The sequence below is a fragment of the Macrococcus sp. PK genome, from assembly GCF_022501545.1.
Lineage (GTDB): Bacteria > Bacillota > Bacilli > Staphylococcales > Staphylococcaceae > Macrococcoides > Macrococcoides epidermidis.
Genome location: NZ_JAEPRF010000019.1, coordinates 23809 through 32756 on the forward strand (window position 1 = coordinate 23809; position 8948 = coordinate 32756).

Annotated in this window: 11 protein-coding genes; 8 read left to right on the forward strand and 3 right to left on the reverse strand. The window is 35.5% G+C overall.

Going from position 1 to position 8948, the window contains the following annotated elements:
- Nucleotides 1–43: 43 nt before the first annotated feature.
- On the reverse strand, nt 44–874 hold the full coding sequence (gene thiD / locus JJJ02_RS12465) for a bifunctional hydroxymethylpyrimidine kinase/phosphomethylpyrimidine kinase (RefSeq protein ID WP_240839239.1): 831 nt from the start codon (nt 872–874) through the stop codon (nt 44–46).
- A gap of 107 nt (nt 875–981) precedes the next feature.
- Here thiD and JJJ02_RS12470 point away from each other — a divergent pair, with 107 nt between their 5' ends.
- Genes JJJ02_RS12470 through JJJ02_RS12480 form a run of 3 tightly spaced genes read left to right on the forward strand, consistent with a single transcriptional unit; the run spans nt 982 to nt 2327 of the window.
- Entirely contained in the window at nt 982–1641 is a 660-nt protein-coding gene (locus tag JJJ02_RS12470; RefSeq protein ID WP_240839241.1) for a uracil-DNA glycosylase, read from the forward strand.
- On the forward strand, nt 1638–1946 hold the full coding sequence (locus JJJ02_RS12475) for a DUF5327 family protein (RefSeq protein WP_111717069.1): 309 nt from the start codon (nt 1638–1640) through the stop codon (nt 1944–1946). The genes JJJ02_RS12470 and JJJ02_RS12475 overlap by 4 nt, the downstream gene beginning before the upstream one ends.
- 15 nt (nt 1947–1961) lie before the next feature.
- On the forward strand, nt 1962–2327 hold the full coding sequence (locus JJJ02_RS12480) for a DUF423 domain-containing protein (protein ID WP_240839243.1): 366 nt from the start codon (nt 1962–1964) through the stop codon (nt 2325–2327).
- A gap of 46 nt (nt 2328–2373) precedes the next feature.
- On the opposite strand, the gene JJJ02_RS13385 is transcribed toward JJJ02_RS12480, so the two are convergent.
- Together JJJ02_RS13385 and JJJ02_RS12485 are read right to left on the reverse strand one after the other, a co-directional pair.
- Entirely contained in the window at nt 2374–2502 is a 129-nt protein-coding gene (locus tag JJJ02_RS13385) for a hypothetical protein (RefSeq protein ID WP_255724878.1), read from the reverse strand.
- A 67-nt stretch (nt 2503–2569) separates the two neighbouring features.
- Complete coding sequence (locus tag JJJ02_RS12485; RefSeq protein ID WP_111717073.1) at nt 2570–3919, reverse strand: APC family permease; 1350 nt, start codon at nt 3917–3919, stop codon at nt 2570–2572.
- Between the two features lie 198 nt (nt 3920–4117).
- On the opposite strand from JJJ02_RS12485, the gene JJJ02_RS12490 reads away from it, so the two are divergent.
- The 5 genes from JJJ02_RS12490 to JJJ02_RS12510 all read left to right on the forward strand — a co-directional run bounded on the left by JJJ02_RS12490 (nt 4118) and on the right by JJJ02_RS12510 (nt 8690).
- Complete coding sequence (locus JJJ02_RS12490) at nt 4118–5071, forward strand: ABC transporter permease (RefSeq protein ID WP_240839244.1); 954 nt, start codon at nt 4118–4120, stop codon at nt 5069–5071.
- On the forward strand, nt 5064–6017 hold the full coding sequence (locus JJJ02_RS12495; protein WP_111717077.1) for an iron chelate uptake ABC transporter family permease subunit: 954 nt from the start codon (nt 5064–5066) through the stop codon (nt 6015–6017). The genes JJJ02_RS12490 and JJJ02_RS12495 overlap by 8 nt, the downstream gene beginning before the upstream one ends.
- Nucleotides 6010–6816 carry an iron ABC transporter ATP-binding protein gene (locus JJJ02_RS12500; RefSeq protein ID WP_240839246.1) on the forward strand — a complete coding sequence of 269 codons (807 nt, stop codon included), beginning with the start codon at nt 6010–6012 and terminating at the stop codon, nt 6814–6816. Before JJJ02_RS12495 ends, JJJ02_RS12500 begins: the two co-directional genes overlap by 8 nt.
- Nucleotides 6817–6911: 95 nt before the next feature.
- A complete protein-coding gene (locus tag JJJ02_RS12505) occupies nt 6912–7949 on the forward strand; it encodes a ferrated catecholamine ABC transporter substrate-binding lipoprotein SstD (RefSeq protein ID WP_111717081.1) in 1038 nt (345 codons plus the stop codon).
- Nucleotides 7950–8159: 210 nt separating this feature from the next.
- Nucleotides 8160–8690, forward strand: a complete 531-nt coding sequence (locus JJJ02_RS12510) for a hypothetical protein (RefSeq protein ID WP_240839248.1) — start codon at nt 8160–8162, stop codon at nt 8688–8690.
- Nucleotides 8691–8948 lie beyond the last annotated feature (258 nt).

Sequence of the window (8948 nt, forward strand, 5' to 3'; positions counted from 1 at the left end):
AAAAAGACATAAAAAAGCTGAGACAAACGTCTCAGCATTATAATTAAACTTCTTTAGTCGTTACTTCAATCTTCTCAACGTTATTGTAAGCACCGTGCTGTACTGGACCAACAAATTCGTTCATTTTCCAGCCGTGTTTAATTGCTGATGCTACAAATCCTTTAGCAGCGATAACAGCTTCACGTGGAGATTTACCTAATGCTAAGTTTGCTGTCGTAGCAGCTGCAAATGTACAACCTGCACCATGGTTATATGATGATTGGAATTTATCTGTTGTCAGTAATGTATAAGTTTCCCCATCATAGTATAGGTCTAACGCTTCATCAGATTCTAAAGCTTTGCCACCTTTGATGATAACGTGTTTTGCACCACGCTCATGAATAATCTTTGCTGCTTCTTTCATCTGCTCGATTGTAGTTAGTTTACCTAAACCAGATAATTGACCTGCTTCAAATAAGTTCGGTGTCACAACAGTAGCAAGTGGTAATAAGTATTTAATCATTGCATCAGTATTGCCTGGGTTAAGTACTTCATCTTCCCCTTTACATACCATAACAGGGTCTACAACGAAAAACGCTGCATCAGAATCTTCGAAAGCTTTGGCTGCACGTTCAATGATTTCTTCAGTACCTAACATACCTGTTTTAATGGCATCTGGTCCGATAGATAATGCTGTTTTAATTTGTTTATCTAATAACTCGATTGGAAGTGGTGTAACGTCATGTACCCATGTTTCTGGATCCATTGCTACAACAGCAGTTAATGCTACCATCCCGTAAGTGTTATATTCCTGGAAAGTTTTTAAGTCAGCCTGCATACCAGCTCCTGCACTTGTATCAGATCCTGCAATTGTTAAAATCTTTTTTAAGCTCATATTTCATTTCCCCTATAAAGTTATTTGTTATAATATCATATCATTAATGAGGATTTTAAAAAATAAATAAACACTAAGTTATGTTACAATTTCAATGAGGTGAAGTTATGGATTGGCAAAAGATATTTCATGAAATTAAATTAACACATGATTTTTCAGATATGGATGCATTTTTAGAAGAAGCTTATAATACGAAAACAGTTTATCCGCCTCGTGAAGCGATTTATAATGCATTCGCTTTAACGCCTTTTGAAAATGTTAAAGTAGTTGTTATCGGACAAGATCCGTATCATGGTCCGAATCAAGCGCATGGCTTAGCGTTCTCAGTGCAAGATGGTACTAAATTACCACCATCGCTACGTAATATGTATAAAGAACTTGAAAGCGACTTAGGTATCACGCGTGTAACAGGTGATCTTACCGGATGGGCTAAAGAAGGTGTACTACTTTTGAACAGAGTGCTTACTGTCGAACAAAAGACGCCGAATGCACATCAAGGTATTGGATGGGAATATTTTACGCAGGCGATTGTTGAAGCGGTATCTCATCATAAAGAACATGCTGTCTTTGTCCTATGGGGCAGTCCAGCGCAAAAACTGACGCAGTTTATTGATACAGATAAACATACAATTATTAAAAGTGTCCATCCTAGTCCACTCAGTGCATATCGTGGATTCTTCGGTTCAAAACCTTTCAGTAAAATAAACCAAGATTTAGAAATGCACGGACTAACGCCAATTAACTGGGCAAGGGAGGATTTATCATGAACCAGAAATTAATTGCACAATTATCTCAGGAAATAACGCTTTTGAAACAAGCGAATAGTGATGCAGCGTTTAATAAGCATCTTTATGCCATTGAAATGTTAGCGCGTTTCGGGCAAACTGAAGAAAGTGGTGTAGCAATGTCTGATACACCAGTACAGCTAACAAATGTCAGTAAAATTACTGGGCCTCATGCAGGTATCACAACTGAAGAGTTGAAGATGATGGGAGCTAAAGTAGTATCAAGTGACAATAAAGTGAAAACGGATGACGGTTTCGGTAACGGTGATTCAATATTTGATTTTTAAATTCAGGAGGAATAAGTGATGAAATTATTTTTAATTATCGGTGCGATTAATGCAATGATGGCAGTGGCATGTGGCGCGTTTGGTGCCCATGGTTTAGAAGGTAAGTTAAATGAAAAATATATGGGCATCTGGGAGAAAGCAACGACATATCAAATGTATCATGCACTCGGATTAATAGCGATTGGTATATTAAATGGTACAACAAAGTTAAATTTAAATGCAGCAGGCTGGATGATGACACTTGGTATTGTTTTCTTTAGTGGCTCTTTATACATTTTAGCTTTAACACAAATTAAAATATTAGGTGCTATTACACCGATTGGTGGCGTATTGTTTATTGCAGCATGGGTTGCCCTCATGTTGGCAGCAATTAAATTATAGAAAAAGCAATAAAAATAAGGCTAACGCATTCGCGTTAGCCTTATTTTTATTGCTTATTATTAACGTGTTGTGATTGTGTATTTGACTGTTGCTGTGCACGTTTTTCTAATTGTGCTTTAACAATTGGAATTAAGATAGGGCTTAATTTAATAATTAATCTCACTAATTTATTCATAATCATTTGCCTCATTTCTATAAGTTATATAATTCATATATATCCCGTTTAGCAGGCGTTAAACATCTTAATGTCTCTTTCTTAAAATAAAATAGAAAGGAATGCCAATGATAACAAATGCCACGCCCAGCATAGAACCGACAAAGTCACTCATTAACGTACTGATGATAATGAATAATCCTCCAAGTAACGCAACGATTGGAACAATCGGATAAAGTGGCACTGAGTAATCGCGATTAACACCTTTATTGCGTTGTCTTAATAAGAATAGACCAATAAATGCTGCTAGATAGAAGATATAAATAATAAAGATACATACTTCTGATAAGTAATCTGCATTAACGATATCAGGAATAACAATTGTTAATAATAATAAAATCATACTGATAACATATACAGCAATTAATGCACCAATTGGTGATTTGAATCTAGGGCTGACATAGCTAATTGCTTTATCAAATGGTAATAGATGATCATCGGCCATCGCAAATGGAATACGTGGGAATGTCATAATTTTACCGTTTAAGCATCCGAAGATTGAAATAATTACACCGATATTCACAAATTTAGAACCGAAATCACCGAATAAGATCTTAGCTGCTTCCGCTGAAGAAGTATTACCCATGCCTACTAATTTATCAGCAGGAATAACATGGAATACAGCGATATTAATCAACACGTAAGCAAGTGTAACGACGCTTAAGCCGGCAAACATTGCTAACGGTAGATTTCTTTTAGGATTTTTCATTTCTCCAGTTAAGTTCGTTAATAGAATCCATCCATCATAGGCGAAAAGTGTCGCTAATACAGCACGACCAAAGTTAATTTCTTCTTGATTTTTAATTAAGCTGGTAACGTCTTGACCGAATATACCTTCTTTACCCCATAACAGACCGAAAATGATAATCGCGAATACAGGTATCAATTTACAGATTGTTGTAAATGTCTGCATCGCACCACCTAAACCAGTCCCCATAATATTTAAGATAACGAGGAAAGTAAATGCTGCAATACCGATCCATATACCTAAAGCAGGATCTAATTCAAAGAAGTTTGTTACTAAAATACCGAAAAATAAAGACAATGAAGCAATGATTGCAGGTCCATAAATAACAGTTTGCATCCAGCCAGTTAAAAATCCCCAGAATGGTCCGTAAATATCTCTTATATAAGCATATAATCCACCTGTTTTAGGAATTTGAGCACCAACTTCAGCAATCGTAAGACCGGCAGCAAGTGTCAGTATACCCCCGACAATCCATGCCCAGATTGCAAGATCACTTGTCCCCGCATGATTTAATACGACTGACGGTTTAACGAAAACGCCTGAACCTATAATTGTACCGATAACGACAGTAATGGCGGTCCAGAAACCTATCGTTTTTTCTAGTGCCTGTTCTCCGTGTTGTTTATTCATAAGCTCACCCCTTCTTGTTTACTTATGTTCAATATATCATGAAATAAAGCGTTACCAATACAACTTTTTTAATAATAACTAATTTTTCAACGTATTTTTTTAAAATACAGGTTGAAAATAATTCTCAGTCTGTTATGATTGTAACTGAAAATGTTTCTCAATGATAATTATTATCATTTATGATTGGAGCTCTTGTTGATGAAAATGATTTATGGCCTTATTGCATTAGTGTTATTATCGATTGTTTCGATATTTGTAGGGGTGATTGATATTTCGCCGCAACATTTAATGCACTTATCAGACAATCAGAAAAATATTTTAATAAATAGTCGTTTCCCGAGAACACTATCTATTATATTAGCAGGCGTGGCATTAAGTGTTGCAGGGTTACTGATGCAGCAGCTTACACGTAATAAATTCGTCTCGCCGACAACAGCTGGTACGATGGATTTTGCGAAATTTGGTGTATTGATATCAATGATTTTCTTTGCACAAGCGCCATTATTAGTGAAACTCGGATTTAGTATTACAACTGCTATTCTCGGGACATTTATGTTTATGTGGATTGTTAATCGTATTAAGTTTAAAGATGCGATATTCATTCCGCTCGTCGGATTGATGCTTGGTAATATCGTTTCCAGTTTAGCAACATTTATGGCATTAAGATTTAATGCAGTGCAAAGCATTTCTAACTTCTTTGTCGGTGATTTTTCGATGATTACGAAAGGACGTTATGAAGTGCTGTATATCATCATTCCAATGGTTATTATTATGTATTTCTTTGCACATCACTTTACGATTGTTGGGATGGGAGAGTCATTTAGTAAGAACTTAGGAATCTCATACAACAAAATAATGAATCTCGGCGTAGTCATTGCAGCAGTGGTTTCAGCGACTGTCGTTGTAACAATCGGTGTATTACCGTTTCTGGGATTAATTGTACCGAATATCGTTGGACTTTTTGTCGGAGATCATATGAATAAAGCGTTACCGTACACTGCGCTTCTCGGTGCAATAATTGTAATGATTGCTGATATATTCAGCCGAATTATTATCTTTCCATACGAAATACCGATAGGGCTAACGCTAGGTATCTTAGGTAGTGTTGTATTTATGGTCATCCTTCTGAAAAGGAGGAAAGAATATGCCTAATACAACGAAAAAATTATCGTTACTCTTATTCGTGATGATTGCACTGATGATTGGCTTTGTAATGATCCAGCTTAATCTGCAAATTTTAGATTATGTACTACCATCAAGACTGCGAAAGCTTGCTGCCATTATTTTAGTCGGTGCAGCAATTGGTGTATCGTCACTCATCTTCCAGACCATCACTGAAAACCACCTACTAACACCATCGGTCATCGGACTTGATGCGGTCTACTTATTTATCCAGACCATCATTATATTCTTCTTCGGAAAACTAGGGGATTTATTCTTCAATGTATATGTGAATTTCTTTATTTCCGTTGTACTGATGATTTTGTTTACATTAGGCTTATTCAATATCGTCTTTAAGAAAAATACATCCGTGTATTTTGTATTACTGTTTGGGATTGTAATGGGAACATGCTTTTCTAGTTTATCGAGCTTTATGCATATGGTAATGAATCCGGATGATTTCTTATTATTACAGGATAAACTGTTCGCAAGCTTTAATACGGTCAATGAAAAGTTATTACTCATCAGCTGTATTATCATTGTGCTGTTACTCATTTATATTTACATGCATGCACATGAATTAGACGTATTAAGTTTAGGGAACACACACGCAACGAATCTAGGTGTAAATGTTGAAAAGTTAACGCGTAATATGCTGTTAGTGGTTGCGGTATTAGTAAGTATATCGACCGCACTCGTTGGACCCATTACATTTTTAGGTATCATTGTCTGTAATGTTACGTATCAATTTATGCAGACATTTAAACATCAATATTTAATCATTTCGGTATTAGCAGTATCAGGCATTACACTATTACTTGGACAAATGATCAATCAATACGTATTTGATGGCACAACAGAAATTACGATATTGATTAACTTTATAGGTGGCGTTTACTTCATCTATCTATTATTTAAGGAGGGTGCACATGATTAAAGTACAACATTTGCACAAAACGATTGGACAGAAAGAAATTCTAAGTGACATTTCCGTGGAAATAAAAAAAGGTGCAATCACGGCGATTATCGGACCGAATGGAGCCGGTAAAAGTACATTGTTATCAGCAATTACACGTTTAAGTGATTACGATAGTGGCGCTGTGTTGTTAAATGATGTTCCGGTTGAAGAGATGAAAAGTGATGATATCGCAATGCAACTTGCAGTATTAAAGCAAAGTAATCATACGAACTTAAAAATTACTGTTCGCGACTTAGTTAACTTCGGAAGATTTCCATACTCTAAAGGTCGTTTAACGAAAGAAGATCACGCAATTGTTGATGAAGCAATTGAATATTTAGAACTCAAACCTTTTGAAAATCGCTTCTTAGATGAATTGTCAGGGGGACAAAAACAACGCGCATATATTGCGATGACTTTAGCACAGGATACGGATTATATCTTCTTAGATGAACCATTGAATAATTTAGATATGAAACATTCTGTTCAGATGATGCAGTTACTCCGTAGATTAGTTCGCGAAAAACAAAAGACGATTGTTATTGTGATTCATGATATTAACTTTGCATCATGTTATGCAGATTACATCATTGCCTTAAAAGATGGTGTCGTATTATTAGACGGAAAAAAAGAAGATGTTATTACAACAGAAAAATTAAAAGCAGTATACGATATGGACATTCAAATTGAATGTATCTTCGGTCAGCAAATCTGTGTCTATTTTGACGATGAGCACATGACAGTTGATGAATTTATCGAAGAAGTACAGGCAGTATAATTCAATCCATTGAAAGGAGTGTTGCCGGGTAGTTTTTAATGTAGGGCTAATTTATTTACAGGGGAATAATACATAAATCAAAGGAGAATATAGGAATGAAACGTATTTTTAGTTTAGTATTAACTTTAGCTTTAATTATTGTGTTAGCAGCATGTGGTAATGACAAAGAAAGTACAAAATCAGAAGATAAGACAGCAGGAGACTCAGATAAGGCTGAAACGATTAAAATTGAAAATAAATACAAACTAATGGGTGAAAAAGAAGACGGAAGTGACGCAAAAGACGTAACAGAAACTGTAGAAGTTCCGAAAAACCCAAAAAATATTGCAGTATTTGACTACGGAACATTGGCAACCATGCAGGAATTAGGTGTCGATGGAGAAGTTAAAGGATTACCTAAAGGTGAAGGCAATCGCAGTGTTCCGTCATTCCTTGAAAACTTTAAAGATGATAAATATACAAACTTAGGAAGTTTAAAAGAACCTAACTTTGAAAAATTAGCTGAACAACAACCAGAACTCATCTTAATTTCTGGACGCCAGGCAACACAAAAAGTAATGGAAGAAATGAAAAAAGCAGCACCAGACGCTACAATTTTATATGTTGGTACAGATGATACGAAATATATCGAAAGCGTAAAAGAAAACACTGAAAATATCGGTAAAATCTTTGGTAAAGAAAAAGAAGCAACGGCTTTAATCGATGATTTAGACAAAAAGATTGAAGAAGTAAAAGCAATGACTGAAAAGTCTAAAGATAAAGGATTGTTTGTATTAGCCAATGAAGGAGAATTATCTGTATTTGGTAAAGGTGGCCGTTTCGGATTTATTCATGATGTATTAGGCGTGAAAGAAGCGGACAAAAATATTCAGGCCAAAGGACACGGACAAGTTATTAACTTTGAATATATCAACAAAACAAATCCGGATATCATCTATGCGATGGACCGTGGAGTAGCAGTTGGTGGTAAATCATCTGCGAAACAAGCATTATCTAATGATGTTATTAAAGACGTAAGTGCTGTGAAAAATGATAAAGTCGTAGAAATCGATCCTTACTTATGGTACTTCTCAGGTGGCAGCGCAGTCACTGTTAAGAAACAAATTGAAGAAGTAGAGAAAGCATATAAATAAAACTAAGTCACCTTAGAACAACATTAATTATATAGATTACCAGCAAATAACCTTACTTATGATAATTGTAAAAATATAGAAAGACGATTATACTGATGATAAGGAAATTTGTATGGTGAGAACATATTTACTGATGATTAGAATCATTCGCCTGCAAATGCATATGCATTGCAGGCTTTTTTGATTTTTAAAAGAGAGAAGGTTGATGATGTGAAGGACATATTTACGAAGAAATTTTTAATGATGGCACTGATGCTGATTGGAATATTTGCGATAGGAATTTCAATTCAGAATTTAATGAACCCGCAAAAGTTTCCGAAAGTAACGAAAAGTCAGATTGCCCAATTGGAGAGTAGTACATTTCCAACAGAAAAAGAAGCCCAGGAAGCTGTGGGGAAACAACTATTTGATGGCGTCAAGGAAAGTAGTGTCTCATTAAGTTCTAAAGCAAATGAACCGGGCATCGGTATTTATGCGTATTATGATGGCAAGACAAAAGACTATGTCACAACGTATTATACCCTAAAGCATAAAGATGGATATCAGGTTAAGATAGGTAAAGTCAATGTGACTTATCAAAAAGGTGATAAAAAAATGTGGACAGATAAAATTGATGGTCATGTCTACAACTGTTATATCAATGATTATAGAAGATTTATAGAAGTTGATGAAAAAGAGGAAACAGCATCGACAGTTACATTGCATAATGACGGCGCAATACATGTTGTACAGGAAAAATAAAATGATTGGTTGAGATCGAAGCAATGAAGTGAAGAAGGATAAGTGTCGTCAAAAGTGATTTGAAGCCACTTCCGAGTAAGAACAACTTGGATTGTGTGAGTAAGTGTCGTCAAAAACGATTTGAGGTCACTTCCGAGTAAGAACAACTTGGATTGCGTGAGTAAGTGTCGTCAAAAATGATTTGAAGCCACTTCCGAGCAAGAATAACAAGGATTGTGTGAGTAAGTGTCGTCAAAAGNNANNNGANNTNNNTTNNGA

What these genes read in the sequence shown, in the direction of transcription:
- thiD (WP_240839239.1), bottom strand. Translation starts at nt 874, where the DNA reads ATGAGCTTAAAAAAGATTTTAACAATTGCAGGATCTGATACAAGTGCA.
- JJJ02_RS12470 (WP_240839241.1), top strand. Translation starts at nt 982, where the DNA reads ATGGATTGGCAAAAGATATTTCATGAAATTAAATTAACACATGATTTT.
- JJJ02_RS12475 (WP_111717069.1), top strand. Translation starts at nt 1,638, where the DNA reads ATGAACCAGAAATTAATTGCACAATTATCTCAGGAAATAACGCTTTTG.
- JJJ02_RS13385 (WP_255724878.1), bottom strand. Translation starts at nt 2,502, where the DNA reads ATGAATAAATTAGTGAGATTAATTATTAAATTAAGCCCTATCTTAATT.
- JJJ02_RS12485 (WP_111717073.1), bottom strand. Translation starts at nt 3,919, where the DNA reads ATGAATAAACAACACGGAGAACAGGCACTAGAAAAAACGATAGGTTTC.
- JJJ02_RS12490 (WP_240839244.1), top strand. Translation starts at nt 4,118, where the DNA reads ATGAAAATGATTTATGGCCTTATTGCATTAGTGTTATTATCGATTGTT.
- JJJ02_RS12495 (WP_111717077.1), top strand. Translation starts at nt 5,064, where the DNA reads ATGCCTAATACAACGAAAAAATTATCGTTACTCTTATTCGTGATGATT.
- JJJ02_RS12500 (WP_240839246.1), top strand. Translation starts at nt 6,010, where the DNA reads ATGATTAAAGTACAACATTTGCACAAAACGATTGGACAGAAAGAAATT.
- JJJ02_RS12505 (WP_111717081.1), top strand. Translation starts at nt 6,912, where the DNA reads ATGAAACGTATTTTTAGTTTAGTATTAACTTTAGCTTTAATTATTGTG.